The organism is Neisseria macacae ATCC 33926 (assembly GCF_022749495.1).
Taxonomy (GTDB): domain Bacteria; phylum Pseudomonadota; class Gammaproteobacteria; order Burkholderiales; family Neisseriaceae; genus Neisseria; species Neisseria macacae.
Map to the genome: position 1 here is coordinate 2,540,978 of NZ_CP094241.1, position 19,085 is coordinate 2,560,062.

Consider the following 19,085-nt stretch of genomic DNA (forward strand, 5'->3'; position numbering starts at 1 on the left):
TTTCAAATGATTTGAGGAAAAAATAAAAAGGTCGTCTGAAAACTGAATTTCAGACGACCCTTCCCGTTTGAAACAGTCCAAAACAGCAGGGCTGCTTTATTTCTTATTGCCCAACTGCGGCAATACCGAACCTTCGCCCAGCGACAACAAACCGCTTTGCGAGTAGATGCCGAGTTTGGCGCGGGTGTCGGTGATGTCGAGGTTGCGCATGGTGAGCTGGCCGATGCGGTCAAGCGGGGTGAACGCGGCGTCTTCGACTTTTTCCATGCTCAGGCGTTCGGGTTGGTAGGTCAGGTTGGGCGATTCGGTGTTCAGAATCGAGTAGTCGTTGCCTCGGCGCAGTTCGAGGGTGACTTCGCCGGTAATGGCTTTGGCGACCCAGCGTTGGGCGGTTTCGCGCAACATGAGGGCTTGGCTGTCGAACCAGCGGCCTTGGTAGAGCAGGCGGCCGAGGCGTAAGCCGTTGATGCGGTATTGTTCGATGGTGTCTTCGTTGTGGATGCCGGTAACCAAGCGTTCGTAGGCGATGTGGAACAATGCCATACCCGGGGCTTCGTAGATGCCGCGCGATTTGGCTTCGATGATGCGGTTTTCGATTTGGTCGCTCATGCCCAAACCGTGGTGTCCGCCGATGCGGTTGGCTTCGAGGAAGAGTTCGACGGGGTCGGCGTATTCTTTACCATTCAGTGCAACGGGCACGCCTTCTTCAAAGCGCACGCTGACTTCTTCGGGTTTGACTTCGACGCTTTCGTCCCAGAAGGCAACGCCCATGATGGGTTTGACGATTTTGATGCCGCTGTTGAGGAATTCCAAATCTTTGGCTTCATGCGTCGCGCCGAGCATATTGGAATCGGTGGAATAGGCTTTCTCAACCGACATTTTGTAGTTGAAGCCGTTGGCAATCAGAAATTCGCTCATTTCGTGGCGGCCACCGAGTTCGTCGATAAATTGTTGGTCGAGCCAAGGTTTGTAGATTTTCAGCGCGGGATTGGTCAAGAGGCCGTAGCGGTAGAAACGCTCGATGTCGTTGCCTTTGTAGGTGCTGCCGTCGCCCCAAATGTTGACGTCGTCTTCCTTCATGGCGGAAACGAGCATGGTGCCGGTCACGGCGCGGCCCAGAGGCGTGGTGTTGAAGTAGGCGATGCCGCCGGTGGAAACGTGGAACGCGCCGCATTGGATGGCGGCGATGCCTTCATGTGCCAACTGCGCGCGGCAGTCGATTAGGCGGGCGTTTTCCGCACCGTATTCCATCGCTTTTTTGGGAATGGCGTTGTAATCGTCTTCGTCGGGCTGGCCGAGGTTGGCAGTGTAGGCATAAGGCAGCGCGCCTTTGAGTTTCATCCACAACAGCGCGGCAGAGGTATCGAGGCCGCCGGAGAAGGCGATGCCGACTTTTTGACCGATGGGGAGGTGTTGCAGGATAGTATTGTTTTGGCTCATGGGGGAATCCTTTGGACTAAAAATAAATGGGCGCAACCGCCCCTTTTCGTAAAATTAGGTTTATTATCTAATAAATATTGCCGACAATCCAGCCGAGTAAACCAAATAGGTCGTCTGAAAACGGATTTCGGTTTTCAGACGACCTATGTCAATCTTGATTTAAAAAACAGCATTTTGCATACAGCTCCGACAAGGTCGCCGAGCCGATATCGCCGAAATCCTGCAAGCCTGTGCATTCGGCAATCCGATGGCGGATGTAATTTACGGACTCCGGGGGTAAAGCCGGTAGACGAGTAAACGACTGTACTGCGGTATATACCGTCAGCGGCGTATCGTACGGCTGCTTGGGGACGAGCGCAATCCGGTAGATATTAATGATTCTGCTTCGTTTCGTATCAGTAAATACCGCTACACCGCAAAAATCCTCTAAAGGCAGTGTTTGCGTGCCTTCGCGGCTGATTTTACAAATCCCTTCTTCTGAAAATACGATTTCGCGGCTGCATTTATAAAAGTCACGCCACAGCGACCATGCGGTAAAGGCAAAGAGAGTTAAGCCTAGTGCAATGCGCCGTTCCATCAGTATCAAACCCAAGCCGAAGACGGCAAAGAAGACACTTTCCAAACGGTCAAGCAGGTTTTTCGGTTGTTTCAAACGATATTCGTGCATGGTTTTCCTTTTGTTTAACCCTTTGGAAGCGTCCGGACATTTTCAGACGACCTTCGAGAAGAAAGATTATGAAAGACCAACAGCATTTGTTCAACCTCATCATCATCGGCGACGAAATCCTGCACGGCAGCCGCCAAGACAAGCATTTCGCCTTTTTCAAATCCCTGCTGGAATCGCGCGGACTGAAGCTCAATCAGGTGCAATACCTGCCCGACGAACCTGATTTGCTGGTCAAACAACTGCGCCGCAGCTTTTCAGACGGCCTGCCGACCTTCGTTACCGGCGGCATCGGCTCCACGCCCGACGACCATACCCGCCAAGCTGCCGCCGCTGCTTTGGATTTGCCCGTCGTCCGCCATCCCGAAGCTGCCAAGTTCATCGAAGCCGTTACCCTTAAACGCGGCGAGCCGCTCGACGCCCCCGAACACGCCCAACGCCTGAAAATGGCGGATTTTCCCGCAGGTTCGGAACTTGTGCCCAACCCGTTCAACAACATCGCCGGATTTTCCATCCGCGAACATTATTTCTTCCCCGGCTTCCCCGTGATGGCGCACCCGATGGCGGAATGGGTTTTGGATACTTATTACGCCGACCGCTTCAACCAAACCGAACGCGGCAGCCGCAGCGTGTATGTATTCGGTCAGCCCGAATCGCGCGTCGCGCCGATTATGGAATACGTCGAACGCACCTACCCGGGCGTGCGCTCTTACAGCCTGCCCAGCGTCGGCTGGCAAAGTGCGGACGGAACGGCGGTCAAACCGCATATCGAGTTCGGCATCAAGGCGGAAGGCGGGGCGTGCCGCGATTTGGACAAAGCATGGGACGAAGTATTGCAGCGTTTGAAAGATGTGGGCGCGGAGTTGAAAGATACGCCTGCCTAAGCCAGCCGTTTTGTTCTTATAGTGGATTAAATTTAAATCAGGACAAGGCGACGAAGCCGCAGACAGTACAGATAGTACGGCAAGGCGAGGCAACGCCGTACTGGTTTAAAGTTAATCCACTATATTTTGACAAAAGGTCGTCTGAAAAACCTAAAACGGCTTTTCAGACGACCTCGATATCCCGATATCAACTTGCAGACTTTCCTATATTACCGTTCCTCTTGCGCGGCTTGATACTCTTTTTTGAGGCACTTTTTATCCTGCTCAGAAATAATTTTTGATAGAAGTACGCTTTTTTGACCGTTATCATTTGGATTAAAAATCTTATTTACTTTTGCAATCGACTCGATTATATTACCGTTTAATGCAATTTATTACATTAACTAACATATATATTGTATAAATATACATTATTCATCTATCAAAAATTCCGATTCGATTGATAACAATCTTTATCACTTTAGATGCAATATATGACGGAATTTGACTTTATCAGACAATATTTGCAAAAACAGAAAAGCAGCGGTTTGATTTTGGGCATTGGCGACGATGCCGCGATTATCCGCCCAAGTCACGGATTTGATTTATGTTTTAGCGCGGACATGCTGTTAAAAGACAGACATTTTTTTTCTGACACCGCTCCGGAAGATTTGGCATGGAAAATGCTAGCTGTCAATATATCCGATATGGCCGCGATGGGCGCAACCCCGAAATGGGTGTTATTGAGTGCCGGATTACCCGAATTGGACGAAAATTGGCTGAAACGTTTTTGTGACAGCTTTTTCAGTTTGGCGCAGCGCTTCGGCATTACCCTGATCGGCGGCGATACGACCAAAGGCGATTTGGTCTTCAACGTCACCATTATCGGCGAGCTTCCGCAAGGACAAGCCCTACGGCGCGATACCGCGAAAGACGGCGACGATATTTGGGTATCGGGACAAATCGGATCAGCAGCAGCCGCTTTAAACTGCCGCCTGAACACACACACACTACCGCCCGATTTGTTCGACCGCTGCCATGACAGGCTGCTCCGTCCGGAGCCTAGAGTGGAATTGGGACAGGCACTCCTGCCCATTGCCCATGCCGCTCAAGATATTTCGGATGGTCTGGCACAAGACCTCGGTCACATTTTGACCGCGTCATCGGTCGGAGCGGAAATTTCGGCAAATGCGCTGCCGGTTTTAGAAGAATTGAAAAACGTCTTACCGCACGAAAGCTGGCTCTCCTGCGCACTGGCAGGCGGCGATGATTACGAACTGGTTTTCACCGCCCCCGAATGCCGGCGCAGCGAGATTCAGAAAGCAGCCGAACAATGCGGCGTAGCAGTAACGCCCATCGGGAAAATAAATAATACAGGTCGTCTGAAAATAATAGATTCCAATGGCGGCGAATTAAAACTGACTTCATTAGGATTTGATCACTTTGGCTGAATTTAAACCTACTTTCGACTGGTTGAAGCAGCGCCCGTTATGCCTGTTGGCATTCGGATTCGGCAGCGGCCTCGCGCCCGTCGCGCCCGGCACATTCGGAACGATGGCGGCGCTGCCGATAGCATTTCTCTTGGTTTTAATCGGTATCGACGGCTGGATTCTGGCTTTTTTGTGTGTCGCCCTGTTTATGTGGGGCATCCGCATTTGCAACCACACCGAAAAAGCACTCGGCATCCAAGACTACGGCGGTATCGTTTGGGACGAAATGGTAGCGATGCTTCTGATTCTGGCTTTTGCGCCGTTTAAATGGAATTGGTGGCTGGCGGCATTTATTCTGTTCCGCCTGTTTGATTCCATCAAACCTTGGCCGATCAAATGGTTTGACCGGCATGTGCACGGCGGATTCGGCATCATGCTGGACGACATCATCGCCGCCATCATGACCTTGATAGTTTTAGGCATTGCCGCCTGGATTATCTGATTTTTTCAACACACTTATTTGAAGCCATAAGACTTCAAACGCATCGAAAAAATCGGTGCAAACAAAAAACACTATTACGGGACAACAAAAATGAACGAAATCGAAATCAATGTTCAACCACGCTACGTTGCGGGTCAAAGCGATGTTTATCGCGACCGCTATGCCTTCAACTATGTGATTACCATCTGCAACCGCAGCAACGATGTCATCACGCTGCGCCAGCGTTTCTGGGAAATCACCGACGGACACGGCGCGACCGAGCCGGTAGGCCATTCCGGTCTGATTGAAGAACAGCCGGTACTCTATCCGGGCGAGGCTTATGAGTACAACAGCGGCTCCCAACTCTGCACCCCATGGGGCAGCATCGAAGGCGCATACGAGTTTGAAGACAGCATCGGCGAACGCTTTATCGTCGGCGTACCGAAGCTGGAATTCAAAGCAGGCTTCACCCTGCAATAAACACCGAGCAAAAACAATACAGATCGGGAAAACCAAAGGTCGTCTGAAAGATTAAGGGGCTTTCAGACGACCTTTTTTATAGTGGATTAACTTTAAACCAGTACGGCGTTGCCTCGTCTTAGCTCAAAGAGAACGATTCTCTAAGGTGCTGAAGCACCAAGTGAATCGGTTCCGTACTATCTGTACTGTCTGCGGCTTCGTCGCCTTGTCCTGATTTAAATTTAATCCACTATACCGAAGCAATGCCGCGTCGAGTCTTATTGGAAACGCCCCCTCTTCACCTGCATCTGCCCCTTGCCCAACTGCGCCGCCAAGCCGTGATTGCGCAAAGCGTGTGTCAGCGCGATGGCGAGTCCGTCGGCGGCGTCCGATTGCGGCGTACCCGACAGCGACAGCATCTGCACCACCATATGCTGCACCTGCTCTTTCGCCGCTTTGCCCTTCCCAACCACCGCCTGCTTGACCTGCAACGCCGTATATTCAAACACAGGCAAATCTTCCATTACCAACACCGCCAATGCCGCCCCGCGCGCCTGTCCCAGCATCAGCGTAGCCGCCGGATTCACATTGACAAACACCTGCTCCACCGCCGCCTGATGCGGGCGGTATTGCTGCACAATCTCCCTGATATGCCGCGCAATCACGGCGATACGCTCCGCCAACGGCGCATTCGGCGGCGTTTTGATACAGCCTGAAGCCACATAAAAATGTTCCCTGCCGCATACGTCGATGATGCCGAAACCGGTCACCCGACTGCCGGGGTCTATCCCCAAAATGCGGACGCTTTTTTGCACAGTCATCTCAGTTTCTTATTCCCATATCGTCAACCAACCTCCCGCCTCCTCCAGCATAAAAGGTCGTCTGAAAACCGATTTTCAGGCTTTCAGACGACCTTTGCCTTCTTTTTACGCCTTATTTTTTAAACATATTTTTAATAATGCCCATCACGCTGCGGGAAATGGCGTTGGTCACTTGGCGGTTGATTTGGCTGCCGATGGCATCGGCGACGTTGTAGCCCAAGCCCTGTCCTGACTTTTTACGTCCGCCGCTCAAGCCGCCGAGCAGTCCGCCGAGTATGCCTGGGTCGGCATTGGCGGCTTCTTTTTCAGCGGCTTTTTGCGCTTTTTCCTGCTCTTTTGCCGCCGCTGCCGCCTCTTTCTCCGCCGCAGCCTGACTGTCGGCTTCGGCTAAGGCTTCAAAGGCGGAATAGTTGTCCACCATGTCTTTATAGGTCGGATACAAATCGTCGTTTTGGAACAAGCGGTTGCGCTCTTCGGCAGCAAGCGGGGTCAAGGAAGATTGCGGCGGCAGGACGAGCGCACGTTCTACCGGCTCGGGCATACCTTTTTCATCGAGGAAGGAAACGAGCGCTTCGCCGACGCCCAGTTCGGCAATCGCTTCGGCAACTTTGATATTCGGGTTGCTGCGGAAGGTTTCGGCAGCGGCTTTAACCGCTTTTTGGTCGCGCGGCGTGAAGGCACGCAAGGCGTGTTGCACGCGGTTGCCGAGCTGTCCGAGGATGGTGTCGGGCAAATCGAGCGGGTTTTGGGTCACGAAATACACGCCCACGCCTTTTGAACGGATCAGGCGCACGACTTGCTCGACCTGCTCCACCAGCGCATTGGCGGCGTTGTCGAACATCAAATGCGCTTCGTCAAAGAACATCACGAATTTCGGTTTGTCCAAATCGCCGACTTCGGGCAGGGTTTCAAACAACTCCGCCAACATCCACAGCAAAAACGCGCTGTACATACGCGGCGAGCGCATCAGTTTTTCCGAATTGAGGACATTGATGACGCCTTTGCCGTTGTCGGTCTGCATCCAATCTTGCAAGTTGAGCGACGGCTCGCCGAAGAATTTTTCCGCGCCTTCGTTCTCCAGCGTCAAAAGCTGCCGCTGAATCGCGCCGATACTGGCGGCGGAGACGTTGCCGTATTGCGTGCGGTATTCCGAAGCGTGGTCGGAAACGTGTTTCAGCATGCTGCGCAAGTCTTTCAAATCCAGAATGTGCCAGCCTTTGTCGTCGGCGACTTTGAACACAAGGTTCAACAAGCCTTCCTGCGTGTCGTTCAAATTCATCAAACGAGCCAGCAGCAGCGGGCCCATTTCCGAAACGGTCACGCGCACCGGAATGCCGGTTTCGCCGTAAACATCCCAAAAGCGCACGGGGAAACTTTGCAGCCATTGCTCGCCCAAGCCAAACTCGGCAATGCGTTCACCCACCTTGCCGCTGGCGGCACCCGCTTGCGCGATGCCCGACAAATCGCCTTTGACGTCAACCAAAAATACGGGAACGCCCTCGCTGCTGAAGGCTTCCGCCATACGGCGCAGGGTCACGGTTTTACCCGTACCGGTCGCACCGGCAATCAAGCCGTGGCGGTTCGCCATTTTGCCTTGGATTTCGAGTGTCTTATCGCCCGCGCGCGCGATGGGGAATGTCGTCATGAAGGTTTCCTTTGATTGGATGGTTTATATCGGTATAGAAACGGCGCGCCCGAATATCGGCGCAAACCGTCTGTCAAACTGACGCCATTCTACCGTTTTGCAGGGGATGGCTTCAACCCGCAGCAAACCGACGCCCTCCCCCAAACCATCGCGGGCGAAGCCCACGCTACACAACGCTACTTCGCCCGCCCATTGCCATACATCAAAAGGTCGTCTGAAAAAAGCCGTTTCCCGAGTTTCAGACGACCCCACCGCCGCGAAAAGCGTATACTTTCCTTATCGCAACCAAGGAGCCGAATCATGAAAATCCTACCCGTCCTGACCGCCGCGCTGCTCTTGTGTTCCTGCACCGCCGACCGTGAAACCGAAGCCCTGAAAAACAGCCTGTCCGAAGCGCAAACCGCCGTGCGCCTTTCCGCCGAAAACACCAAACGGCTGGAAGACACCTATTCCGACATCTACTTCCACCTCGACAGCCTGACCGTCGAAAGCTTCAAAAAACGCGTCGCCAACGGAGACACCGTTTACGCCTACATCGGCCGCCCGAGCTGCGGCGACTGCAACGCCTTCGAACCCATGTTCAAACGCTACATCGCCAGCCGCAACCTGAACGGCAAAATCTACTTCGTCAACGTCCACCGCCTGCACCAAGACAAAGAAGCATGGACCGCGTTCCGCCAACAATACAAACTCGGCGGCACGCCCGTCCTAGCGAAATACAGCAAAGGCAAACAGGTCAACAAGCTTGATTTGGAAGAAAACGGCGGCAAAATCAGCGCTGAAGACTTGGAGAAATGGCTGGACGCAAACGGCTTGCGGTAAACCGTCCGTTTGAGATTGCGCCGTTTGAGAGTTAGAGATTTTGTGTAGGAATGAAGAGAGGTCGTCTGAAAACAGGATTTTGGTTTCAGACGACCTCGTTTATTCAATCAACGCAAGCTTGGGATAACTCAAGTAGCGTGGGCTTCGCCCACGAATGAATAAAAACACAGCTATTTTTCGAATTAACATACAGCAAGTTTCGTGGGCAAAGCCCACGCTACTCGTGGCTTCAACGGCAACTTGTCCCTTCCCCTGTCCGGCGGAGGAAGGTTAGGATGGGGGTGGCTTTATGACTTTGGGAAAAATCAAATTCGTGCAGCCCATAGAGCCACCCTCTCCCCCAGCCCTCTCCCGCCGGACGGGAGAGGGGGCAGGCTGCACGTCGCGGCATAGATTTCTGTCCGACTGTCGTCATTCCCGCGCAGGCGGGAATCTACTTTTGAATCTCGGCAACTGTTTTTCAGACATCTGTTTCTTAAAATTTCCGATGGATTCCCGCCTGCGCGGGAATGACGGCAGCGGGGTGTTTAGCGTGGTTTGTTCATAAGAAAAGGTCGCCTGAAACTATGCTTTCGGTTTCAGACGACCTTTAAGGGATAAGTTACGATTGAAGTCAGGTTTTACTTTCCAAAGGTGGAGGCATTATTTGTGTTCCACTTTTATCAAAAATCAGCATCCCTGTTTCATTACAGAATTTTTTCATTGTTTTCTTTTGCTCCTCATCCGTCAATACTTCCCATTCAGGATCATTTTCTTTTTTCCAATCAGGATAAATTCTTTTGATAAAATCATATATCGTTATTTCCGCAGAAGACAACTGCCCATTATCCTTTAATTTTTCCCATCCAAATTTACATGCTTTTAAATTAGCAGATGACAAATCCGCATTTTTTAAGTTGGCGTATTGTAAGTTGGCGTAACTCAAATCAGCATTTTGTAAATTAGCATCAATCAAAACAGCATTTTGTAAATCAGTCCCTACTAAATGAATATTTTGCAGCGTAGCTGCCCACAAGTTGGCTCCATCCAACTTAGCTCCCGTTAGGCGGCATCCTTGAAGTTTAGCTCCGATAAGCACAATTCCCCGAAAATCCGCCCCTCTCAAATCTAAGTTTGATAAACCCTTATCTCTAGCAATTTCACTCACCACATTTAAATGAAAATTCATCCCAGCCAAGCAAATATTAGACAGCATTTCGGGAAAATCCCTCAAACTGAGTTGCTTGTTTTCCTGATTTAAACTCAATAATACATGGGTTAAAGCTACACCCATTGGGCTTCTTGCTTTCTGCTGCAATTCATCAATGATGTCCTTCCATGCTTCATCAGATAAATTCTTCTTTTCCAATTTCTTCAAACTATCCTGCTGCATCGCCTGCCAAGCAGATTTTAATAGGTTGAATGCGGGACGACGGAAACTTTCGCCGTAATCGCCTCGAAAAAACGGCAGTAGATTATAGATAGCGGAAATCTGCAAAGCGACTGCGCCGTCCCATTTGCTGAATGTATCGAAATCGGTGGTCTCAGGTTTCTTACTATATTCTTCTGTCTCTTCCGTAGTATATTCAATGGGCAGCGTTAATAGCCTGGCAAGTTCATCATTGCTTTTTAAATTACGCTTGTTTGTAGTTTTATTGACCGTTTTTATTTCCGGCAAATGTGCGCCGCTGACCCATTCGGACAGTTTTTGAAATTCTTTCAGGTTAATGTCTTTGCGTTGATTCTCGATTTGCTGTCTGTTGTTTTCATCACGAAAATGCCAAACAACCAAAGCGACAGGAACAGAAATCAACACAATAAGAAAATTCCAATAACCTGCGGATTCTTGAACTTTATCTGTGAGAGAAATCCACTTAGGAAAATATTGAATTAACAAATACAGTAATTCAATTGAAATGACTCCTGCAATCAACATTACAGTCATATTTGAAGCACTATTGAGCCTTTTCCTGAGCCCATTTGGCTTTTTTTTAGAGTTATTTGGTTTATTTTTGTGTTGCCCCATAACTTTTTATTACCTGTTACCCGTTAATTGGTTATCAATCATTCTAGCAAACAATATAATCTAAAACTATTTTGCTATAAAGTATTTTTTATATCCCTCAATATTATATATTCAAATAAAAACAGAGCATTGTATCTGGCTTCATTACCAAAAAGGTCGTCTGAAAACCTTGAAATCAGGTTTTCAGACGACCTTTTGTCTTGGTTTCGGGTGTTATTTCTTCAATTCCGCCAAAATCTCGTCAACGGTTTTCTTCGCGTCGCCGAAGCACATTACGCTGTTTTCGTTGAAGAACAGCGGGTTTTGTACGCCTGCGTAGCCGGTGTTCATCGAGCGTTTGAAGACGACGACTTCTTTTGCCTTCCACACTTCCAATACGGGCATGCCGGCAATCGGGCTGTTCGGGTCGGTTTGGGCGGCGGGGTTGACGGTGTCGTTCGCGCCGATAACCAGCACTACGTCGGTTTCGGGGAAGTCGTCGTTGATTTCGTCCATTTCCAACACGATGTCGTAGGGTACTTTGGCTTCGGCGAGCAGTACGTTCATATGACCGGGCAGACGGCCGGCGACGGGGTGGATGCCGAAGCGTACTTCGGTGCCGTTTTTACGCAAAAGCTCGGTGATTTCGGCAACGGGGTATTGCGCCTGCGCCACTGCCATGCCGTAGCCCGGGGTGATGATGACGCTGCTGGCGTTGCGCAGCATTTCGGCGACTTCGGCGGGTTTGACTTCGCGGTATTCACCAACTTCTTGGCTGCCTGAGGCTGCGGCGGAACCGTCGGTACCGAAGCCGCCTGCGATGACGGAGATGAAGGATCGGTTCATGGCTTTACACATGATGTAGGACAGAATCGCGCCGCTGGAGCCGACAAGTGCGCCGGTAACGATAAGCAGGTCGTTGGAGAGCATGAAGCCTGCCGCTGCGGCCGCCCAGCCGGAATAGGAGTTCAGCATGGACACGACCACGGGCATATCCGCGCCGCCGATGGAGGCGACCAAGTGCCAGCCGAATGCGAGGGCGATCAGGGTCATCAGGATCAGGATGAAGCCGCTGCCGTCAACGGATACGAACACCAGCATCAGGATAAAGGATAAAACCAATGCGGCGAGGTTGAGCTTGTGTTTGGCGGGCAGTTGCAGCGGCGCGCTGCTGATTTTACCGTTGAGCTTGCCGAACGCGACCAGCGAGCCGGTAAAGGTTACGGCGCCGATGAAGATGCCCAAATAGACTTCGACCAGATGGATGGTGTGCATATCGTGCGAAACGTTGCCCGGCGCGATATAGCTGTTGAAGCCGACCAAAACGGCTGCCAAGCCGACGAAGCTGTGCAAAAGCGCAATCAGCTCGGGCATTTCGGTCATTTCTACTTTTTTAGCTTTGTAGATGCCGATGGCGGCGCCAATCAGCATGGCGATGATGATCCAGCCCAGTCCGTGGGTGTTTTCGGAAAACACGGTAACGAACAAGGCGACCGCCATCCCCGCTACGCCGGAATAACAGCCCTGCTTGGCGGTTTCCTGCTTGGACAGCCCTGCCAGCGAGAAGATGAACAGTATCGCGGCTACGATGTACGCCGCTGTAACGAGTCCTGAAGACATGGTGATTCTCCAATTATTTGTGAAAGTAACTGTGTTTTTTTAATCGGGTCGTCTGAAAACTGAATTTCGGGTTTTCAGACGACCCTGATGCTTAGTATTTTTCAAAGACGACTATGACAAACTCCCTCCGCACCAGATTGCCGCTTTTGCTGACCGCCCAATCGCGGCTTCGCTGTTCCCGAATGCAGCGCAACGGCAGGTTTCCCGACAGAGAGCGGATGTCGGCGGCATCATAGAGCGCGAAGCCGTGCGCGGCAAACGGCAGTTTCGCCATAAAGTCTTTTTCGCAAAAATTCAGGCATAGCCGCCCGCCGGATTTCAGCACGCGGCTCAGTTCTGAAAGCGCGCTTGGTGCGTCGTCCCAAAAATAGACGGTATTGACGGAAACGATTTTGTCGAAGCTTTCATCGGTAAAAGGCAGCGCGCCGCCGTCGTACAGCCGGTAATTCGCCAGCCCTGCTTCGAGAAACGGGGCATTGAATGCCTGCGCCTGTGCGTGCATTAACGGGGAAATTTCCAAACCTGTGTAATGCAGGTTTTCTGCCTGCGACAAAATGTAGCCGAGCAGCCCGCCGTTGCCGCAACCCGTTTCTAGGATGCGGTCTCCGTTTTGCAGCTGCACCGCTTCAAATGAACCGAGAATCTGTGTCAGGTTGCGCAGGTTCATCATCTGCCCGAACGCTGTTCCCGCTTCGTCATGCGGGCAGCGCAGTTGGGCGGCGGTTTGTTCGGGGGACAGGTTCATAGGGTTCTCCGACTATCGGGGCGGTTGATTCAACGTCGTCTGAAAATCTGAAATGAGGGTTTTCAGACGACCTCTGTATCCGGTTTCCTATTCGCCGCCGAATTGTGCCAAAAATTCTTCTTCGGTCAGCTTGGGCGTGTCGTTTGCCAGTTCGTAATACGGGGCTTTGGCGTCGATGTAAATCTGCTCTTCCAATTTGAAATCGGCGTTGTCGGCAAACAGTCCGGCAAAGACGAAATAGCTGTCGTTCGGCAGGAAATGGTAGAACAAATGTGTACCGCAGTTTTTGCAGAACGCGCGTTCCGCCCATTCGGACGAATGGTAGCGGGCGATATTTTCACCGCCATCGATTTTAGGCGGCTTGGCAGCAATCAGCGAAAACGTCGCACCGCTGCCCCAAGTGCGGCACATGCCGCAATGGCAGGCGTGGACATGTTTGTCGTGTTCCACTTCTAAAGATACGTTGCCGCACAGGCATTTTGCTTTCATGATCGAACTCCTTATATTTGAAAGCTGACTTCTAGGTCGTCTGAAACGGTGTTGCCAAAACTTACGTCGCTCGTTTTCAGACGACCCCGCTGTCAGACAGCGGCTACAAACAGCCCGATGGTGCAGACAAATCCGCCCGTCCACATTGCCGAACGCAGGCTTGGTTTGTCTTTCAGATAGCTGAAAATATAAGCGATGCGGAAGGCAATGAACGATACTGCCAAAAGGTTGATGGTCGCTTGTTCGGCGTTGCCTGTGGCGTGTGCCACCAAAACAGCAGCGGCAAACGGGGCGAATACTTCAAAACCGTTTTGCTGGGCGGCATTGGCACGCGCCGACAAGCCTTGCGTGCGGGCGAGGAAATCGCGCGGATTTCGGTTGTCCGACGGCTGAAAACCGCCCTGCGCTTTGGCGATGAAGGAACAAAACAGCGGCAGCAGCGATGCGATCAGAATGCACCAATAGGCTAAAGTCATGGTTTACCCTTTCCTAAACATGTTCAACATCCGGCGCGTTACGAAGAAGCCGCCGAAGATGTTGATGCTGGCAATCAGGATGGCGATGAAGGCCAGCAGGGTAACGAAGCCGTTGCCTTGGCTGATTTGCAGCAGCGCGCCGACGACGATGATGCCGGAAATGGCGTTGGTCACGGACATCAGCGGGGTATGCAGCGAGTGGCTGACGTTCCAAACGACGTAGTAGCCGATGACGCAGGCGAGGACGAACACGATAAAGTGGTTCAAGAATGCTGCGGGCGCGACCGCTCCGACCCACAGCACCAATACGGCGGCGATGACGGCGGGCGCGAGTTTTTTCCACAGGGGAAGGGGTTTCGGCTCAGGCTTGGCGGCAGGCGCGGCTTTTTCAGACGACGTTTGCTGCGGCTGGGCGGAAACTTGAATCGGCGGAGGCGGGAAGGTGATTTCGCCGTCGCGGGTAACGGTCATGTTACGGATAATCACGTCTTCGAAGTCCAACGTGATTTCGCCGTCTTTGTTCGGGCTTAACAGCTTGGTCAGATTCACCAAGTTGGTGGCGTAAAGCTGGGAAGCCTGTCCGGCAAGGCGGTTTGCCATGTCGGTGTAGCCGATGATTTTCACGCCGTTGTCGGTTACGAACAATTCGCCCGGCTTGGTGAGTTCGCAGTTACCGCCCGTCGCCGCCGCCAAATCGACGATGACGGAGCCGGATTTCATGCTTTCCACCATTTCTTTGGTAATCAGCTTGGGCGCGGGTTTGCCCGGAATGGCGGCGGTAGTGATGATGATGTCCACCTCTTTCGCCTGTTCGGCAAAGAGCTTCATCTCGGCGGCGATAAATTCGTCGCTCATCACTTTGGCGTAGCCGTCGCCGCTGCCGCCCGATTCTTGCGGGAAGTCGAGTTTCAGGAACTTGCCGCCCATCGATTCGATTTGTTCCGCCACTTCCAAGCGGGTATCAAACGCGCGCACCACTGCGCCGAGCGAGTTTGCCGTACCGATTGCCGCCAAACCCGCCACACCTGCACCAATCACCAAAACCTGCGCGGGCGGCACTTTGCCGGCGGCAGTGATTTGACCGGTGAAGAAACGGCCAAAGGCGTTGGCGGCTTCAATCACGGCGCGGTAGCCGCTGATGTTTGCCATCGAAGACAAAGCGTCCAAAGCCTGCGCGCGCGAAATGCGGGGTACCATGTCCATCGCCAACGCGTTCACTTTCTTGGCGCGCAAGGCTTCCACCAAAGCCTCGTTTTGGCGCGGCCACAGGAAGCTGACAATGGTCTGCCCTTCTTTGAGCAGCGGCAGCTCGCCTTCGGACGGCGCGTTGACCTTATAAATCAAAGGACAGGCCCAAACCGTCGCTTTGTCGGCAACGGTCGCGCCTGCTGTTTGGTAAGCGGCATCGTCCAAACTTGCCGCCAAACCTGCGCCGCTTTCGACAACGGTTTCAAAGCCCAGTTTGCTCAACAGGGCAACGGTGGCAGGCGTACAGGCGACGCGGGTTTCGCCGGATAATGACTCGCGTGGGATACCGATTTTCATCTCTGAATCCTTTTTTAGGTTGTCTGTATATAAATGTTAATATATTCCATATAATCCCCTTATAGCGAATTTTCAGTGGACTGGCAATAGGCAAGCCGACAATTCGGCATTTCCTCCCTGTATTGCCTTACACATACTGCCGTCTGCGTTTGAAATCATTTCCGAAAATACGGCTTGGGTGCCGTAACATTTTTCGCTGTTTCACTATATAATCCGTATTTTTTGAGCCACCGCCATGCCGCACGCCCTCGTCCTCCAATTCCCCTCCGCCGAAGCCCTGCCTTCCGCCCTCCTCACCCGCCTGCCCGAGCCTGATTACGCCGATGAAAAACGTATGCGTTTTATCGTTGAAGAAGGGTTTTCTTTAAGCGGGGCAGACGCGGCGTTGCTGGACAGCCGTCAAATCGACCACGCCGTGTTGCCCGATAGGGCGTTTGGCGAACTCGGGCTGATTGTCAGCGATATGGATTCGACGCTGATTACCATTGAATGTGTCGATGAAATTGCGGCGGGCGTCGGCTTGAAAGACCGCGTGGCGGAAATTACCGAACGCTCGATGCGCGGCGAATTGGATTTCGAGCAGTCTTTGCGCAGCCGCGTCGCCCTGTTGGCGGGATTGGACGAGCGGGTTTTGGCGGAGGTTTATGAAAACGTTTTGCAGCTCTCGCCCGGCGCGGAATTTTTGCTGGACGAATGCAAGGCGCACGGCGTGAAATTCATGCTGGTGTCGGGCGGATTCACGTTTTTCACCGAAAGGCTGCAACAACGCCTCGGCTTCGAATACCAACACGCCAATGTTTTGGAAATTGAAAACGGCAAGCTGACAGGTCGTCTGAAAGGCAGAATCATCGACGCGCAGGCAAAGGCGGATTTATTGCGCGAATACCGCGACCGCCTCGGATTGCAGCCGCATCAGGTTTTGGCGATGGGCGACGGTGCGAACGATATTCCGATGCTCAAAGAAGCGGGCGTAGGCGTGGCTTACCGCGCCAAACCGAAAGCGCAGGCAGTCGCCGATGCCTGCATCAACTTCGGCGGGCTGGAGCGCGTCAGGGGTTGGTTTAAATAAACCGCCGGTATCGTTTGTCAGGAGTTTCCCGTTAAAACCAAGGTCGTCTGAAAAATTTTCAGACGACCTTTTTGCTGTTTGAAATATCGTAATGACTGTAAACGTAATGCCAAGGGACACGCCGTCTCAACATACCAAAACAGGTTTGCATCCCGCTCCCGAACACCACCCTCTTTATCCCCGTAACAGCCTTATCCCTTCTTCCTGCCAGATGGAAAAACAAGTAATTAATCAACACAGTTATTACTATTAATCAAATAATTTAATTATGACTCAAAAATATTGACTTAAATTAAACAAAACCGTTTTCTTATTCACAAACTATCTGACATTCTTTATACTACCAAAGTATTAATTAACTACGCACAATGAACTAAACCAATAAAAGGAGCTCTAAGAATGAAACACCAGCTACTCCTTCTGCCGATTGCCTTAGCCGTCTCCCAGGCTTGGGCGGACACAGACCCTGTTCCCGAAGAAACTGTTATCCTTTCCCCCGTTACCGTCACCGGCACACAACAACAAAAAGCCAATAGCGTTACTTTCAACCCCAAAGCTGCTTTGCAACCCCTCCCTGCCGGAGACGGTGCGGACCTTTTACAATCCGTGCCCAACATGAGCATCATCCGCAAAGGCGGAAGCTCGGGCGATCCGCTGTTCCGCGGTTTGGGCGGTTCGCGCCTGTCGATTAACGCCGACGACCAGTTTATTTACGGCGGCTGCAGCATGCGTATGGACCCGCCGACTGCCTACATCCACCCGAATTCTTTCGACAAAGTCGTCGTCACCAAAGGCCCGCAAACCGTAACCCAAGGCATGGGTTTGGTCAGCGGCTCGGTACAATTCATCCGCAAAGACCCTGATTTCAGCGAAAAACCTTACAACATCAACGCCTCCCTGACCGCAGGCAGCAACGACCGCCGCGACGGTTCGCTTGAAGCCGAATTCGGCGGCAAATACGGCTACGTCCGCAGCAATATTTCCCATAACGAGGCCGGCGACTACAAAGACGGCTCAGGCAAACGCGTCCACTCCCATTTCAAACGCGACAGCCAAATGCTGCAACTGGGCATCACCCCGACCGAAAACACCACCATCGCCGGCACATACGAACGCAGCAGAGCCAAGGTCGCCTACGCCGACCGCATGATGGACGGCAGCAAATTCGACCGCGACGCATGGAACGTCCGCTTTACCCAACGCAACCTCACCCCTTGGTTCAGCGAACTCGAATTGCGCTACGGTGAAAGCGAAATCGACCACGTCATGGACACATACAGCCTGCGCACCATCCGCAATCCCGCAGGCAAACAGATTAAAAACGCCAACAACCCCAAACGCAATACCGACACAGGTCGTCTGAAAGCCACCTTCGATTGGGATAACCTCAACCTGCAAACCGGCGTAGATTATATGGACGACGTACACGTCGCCCGCATGGAACGCGGCGGCGACGGTTACCGCCACAAGCCCTATATGCCCAATCAAAGTTTCAAACAATGGGGCGTTTTCACCGAAGCCGCCTGGCAGCAAACCGACAAACAACGTTGGGTAGCAGGCTTGCGCCACGACCGTGTCAAAGCGCATTACGATTCCGCAGACGTAACCGATCCTGTTTTGAAACATCAGAAATTCAACTTGAATTCCGGTTTCTTACGTTGGGAACGTGATACGGATAACGGCTTGAAATACTACGCCGGATTCGGTATCGCCGAACGCTCGCCCGACTACTGGGAACGTCTGCGCGCCAAAAAGAAAATCATCCATCCCGAACAAAACCGCCAAATCGATGCGGGCATCATCTGGAAACGTCCCAACCTCCATGCCTCCGTATCCGTATTCGGCAGCGATGTCAAAAACTTCATCATACTCGAACGCCAAGGCACGGATTTAGGCGTACGCAACGTTAAAGCCTCGCGTTTCGGCGGCGAAGCCGAAGTCAAATGGACGTTTGCACCCAATTGGGAAATCGGCAGCAGCCTCGCCTACACCCACGGCAAAAACCGTACCGACGGCAAACCTTTGGCGCAAACCCCGCCGCTCGAGTGGAACAACACCCTCGCCTTCGACAACGGCAAATTCAGCGCAGGCGCGTTATGGCGCGTCGTGGCGAAACAAAACCGTTACAGCAAAGGTCAAGGCAATATCGTCGGTCAGGACATCGGCGCCTCTTCCGGCTTCGGCGTACTCTCGCTCAATGCCGGCTGGAAATTCAGCAAATACGCTACCTTGCAGGCCGGTATAGACAACGTGTTCAACAAAACCTATGCCGAATTCGTCAGCAAAGGCGGCGACCCTTCAGCAGGCACGCAAACCTTGCGCGTCAACGAACCCGGCCGTACCGCTTGGTTGAGGTTGCAAGCGAAATTCTGATGTTGAGTTGAGAAAGTGAAAGGTCGTCTGAAAACCCGATTGTGAGTTTTCAGACGACCTTTTTGATGATGGCTTTAAAGCGAAGCTGTTTTACAAGAGACGATGTTTTAGTGATTCAAATCATATTCAAACCATACGGAACAGTTGAAATATCGTACC

The 19,085-nt window shown here is 52.1% G+C and carries 17 protein-coding genes; 7 read left to right on the forward strand and 10 right to left on the reverse strand.

From position 1 onward, the window contains the following. Window positions 1–96 precede the first annotated feature (96 nt). Both argG and MON40_RS12170 read right to left on the reverse strand, forming a co-directional pair. Window positions 97–1,440 (reverse strand): argininosuccinate synthase, encoded by a 1,344-nt coding sequence (argG, locus tag MON40_RS12165; protein ID WP_003776077.1) that lies wholly within the window; start codon window positions 1,438–1,440, stop codon window positions 97–99. 148 nt (window positions 1,441–1,588) lie between these two features. Next, entirely contained in the window at window positions 1,589–2,107 is a 519-nt protein-coding gene (locus tag MON40_RS12170; protein ID WP_003776075.1) for a hypothetical protein, read from the reverse strand. Between the two features lie 68 nt (window positions 2,108–2,175). Here MON40_RS12170 and MON40_RS12175 point away from each other — a divergent pair, with 68 nt between their 5' ends. From MON40_RS12175 to apaG, 4 genes are all read left to right on the forward strand, one after another. Continuing rightward, window positions 2,176–2,988 (forward strand): competence/damage-inducible protein A, encoded by an 813-nt coding sequence (locus tag MON40_RS12175; RefSeq protein ID WP_003776072.1) that lies wholly within the window; start codon window positions 2,176–2,178, stop codon window positions 2,986–2,988. A gap of 473 nt (window positions 2,989–3,461) precedes the next feature. Next, on the forward strand, window positions 3,462–4,418 hold the full coding sequence (gene thiL / locus MON40_RS12185) for a thiamine-phosphate kinase (protein ID WP_242925924.1): 957 nt from the start codon (window positions 3,462–3,464) through the stop codon (window positions 4,416–4,418). Next, on the forward strand, window positions 4,411–4,899 hold the full coding sequence (locus tag MON40_RS12190; protein WP_003759387.1) for a phosphatidylglycerophosphatase A family protein: 489 nt from the start codon (window positions 4,411–4,413) through the stop codon (window positions 4,897–4,899). Before thiL ends, MON40_RS12190 begins: the two co-directional genes overlap by 8 nt. Window positions 4,900–4,989: 90 nt before the next feature. Further along, a complete protein-coding gene (gene apaG / locus MON40_RS12195; RefSeq protein WP_003759386.1) occupies window positions 4,990–5,358 on the forward strand; it encodes a Co2+/Mg2+ efflux protein ApaG in 369 nt (122 codons plus the stop codon). Between the two features lie 257 nt (window positions 5,359–5,615). On the opposite strand, the gene ruvC is transcribed toward apaG, so the two are convergent. Together ruvC and MON40_RS12205 are read right to left on the reverse strand one after the other, a co-directional pair. Continuing rightward, window positions 5,616–6,152 (reverse strand): crossover junction endodeoxyribonuclease RuvC, encoded by a 537-nt coding sequence (gene ruvC, locus MON40_RS12200; protein WP_141758454.1) that lies wholly within the window; start codon window positions 6,150–6,152, stop codon window positions 5,616–5,618. A gap of 118 nt (window positions 6,153–6,270) precedes the next feature. After that, window positions 6,271–7,803, reverse strand: coding sequence for a helicase HerA-like domain-containing protein (locus MON40_RS12205; protein WP_003776064.1), 1,533 nt, complete (start codon window positions 7,801–7,803; stop codon window positions 6,271–6,273). A gap of 300 nt (window positions 7,804–8,103) precedes the next feature. Here MON40_RS12205 and MON40_RS13425 point away from each other — a divergent pair, with 300 nt between their 5' ends. Continuing rightward, window positions 8,104–8,625 (forward strand): thioredoxin family protein, encoded by a 522-nt coding sequence (locus tag MON40_RS13425; RefSeq protein WP_003776061.1) that lies wholly within the window; start codon window positions 8,104–8,106, stop codon window positions 8,623–8,625. 613 nt (window positions 8,626–9,238) lie between these two features. Here MON40_RS13425 and MON40_RS12215 read toward each other — a convergent pair. The 6 genes from MON40_RS12215 to MON40_RS12240 form a co-directional block, all read right to left on the reverse strand. Further along, a complete protein-coding gene (locus MON40_RS12215; RefSeq protein ID WP_003776058.1) occupies window positions 9,239–10,630 on the reverse strand; it encodes a pentapeptide repeat-containing protein in 1,392 nt (463 codons plus the stop codon). 213 nt (window positions 10,631–10,843) lie between these two features. Continuing rightward, on the reverse strand, window positions 10,844–12,229 hold the full coding sequence (gene pntB / locus MON40_RS12220) for a Re/Si-specific NAD(P)(+) transhydrogenase subunit beta (protein ID WP_003776056.1): 1,386 nt from the start codon (window positions 12,227–12,229) through the stop codon (window positions 10,844–10,846). Between the two features lie 91 nt (window positions 12,230–12,320). Then, the gene (locus MON40_RS12225) at window positions 12,321–12,974 is read right to left on the reverse strand and encodes a class I SAM-dependent methyltransferase (RefSeq protein WP_003776054.1); all 654 of its coding nucleotides are present in this window, start codon (window positions 12,972–12,974) and stop codon (window positions 12,321–12,323) included. Between the two features lie 87 nt (window positions 12,975–13,061). Then, complete coding sequence (locus MON40_RS12230) at window positions 13,062–13,463, reverse strand: GFA family protein (protein WP_003776052.1); 402 nt, start codon at window positions 13,461–13,463, stop codon at window positions 13,062–13,064. A gap of 92 nt (window positions 13,464–13,555) precedes the next feature. Then, complete coding sequence (locus tag MON40_RS12235; RefSeq protein ID WP_003776050.1) at window positions 13,556–13,939, reverse strand: MAPEG family protein; 384 nt, start codon at window positions 13,937–13,939, stop codon at window positions 13,556–13,558. Window positions 13,940–13,942: 3 nt separating this feature from the next. Then, entirely contained in the window at window positions 13,943–15,484 is a 1,542-nt protein-coding gene (locus MON40_RS12240) for a Re/Si-specific NAD(P)(+) transhydrogenase subunit alpha (protein ID WP_003776048.1), read from the reverse strand. A 235-nt stretch (window positions 15,485–15,719) separates the two neighbouring features. On the opposite strand from MON40_RS12240, the gene serB reads away from it, so the two are divergent. After that, entirely contained in the window at window positions 15,720–16,553 is an 834-nt protein-coding gene (gene serB / locus MON40_RS12245) for a phosphoserine phosphatase SerB (RefSeq protein WP_003776046.1), read from the forward strand. A 399-nt stretch (window positions 16,554–16,952) separates the two neighbouring features. Further along, the gene (locus tag MON40_RS12250; protein WP_003776044.1) at window positions 16,953–18,926 is read left to right on the forward strand and encodes a TonB-dependent copper receptor; all 1,974 of its coding nucleotides are present in this window, start codon (window positions 16,953–16,955) and stop codon (window positions 18,924–18,926) included. Window positions 18,927–19,085 lie beyond the last annotated feature (159 nt).